Raw genomic sequence first — 541 nt, forward strand, 5'->3', positions numbered from 1 at the left:
CTCGATGGACGCCCACCCCACCCCCGCCGAAACCCGCCCGTGCGCCCACTGTGGACGGCCGGTGCCGCAGCGTGTCGGCGCGGGTCGCCCGTTCCGCTACTGCCGGGACAACGACGGCGCCTGCCAGCGCGCCTCGCGCAACAGCCGGATGCGCCACCGCAACGCCCCCGGCCTGCCCGGTCAGGTGGCCCGCACGTGGGAGGCGGTGGACCGGCTCGACCAGATCGTCGAGACGTTGACCGAGTCGCTGCACGCCGAACTGTCCCCGGTGGGTGTGCAGCGCCAGCTCGCCCAGGCGCGCGCCGAGGCCGCCACCGAGATCGCGGCGGCGCAGACCGAACGCGACGAAGCCCGCGGTGACGCCGAGGACGCGGCGGCCGACGCGGCCCGCGCCCGCGAGCAGGCCCGCGCGGCGGCGGTCGACGCGCAGGAGGCCCGACAGCGCGCCGAGCGCGCCGGGCAGCAGGCCGCCACGGCCGACGAGCGGGCGCAGCGCGCCGAGGCGGCCCGCGACCAGGCCCGGCACGACGCCAGCGCCGCC

1 pseudogene is annotated in these 541 nt (G+C 79.3%); it reads left to right on the forward strand.

Annotated elements, in window-relative coordinates:
* Nucleotides 1-4: 4 nt before the first annotated feature.
* A pseudogene (locus EAD89_RS00130) lies at nt 5-541 on the forward strand (hypothetical protein); the annotation flags it as partial.

Origin of the sequence: Micromonospora sp. BL4 (assembly GCF_003667505.1) — a bacterium.
Taxonomy (GTDB): domain Bacteria; phylum Actinomycetota; class Actinomycetes; order Mycobacteriales; family Micromonosporaceae; genus Micromonospora.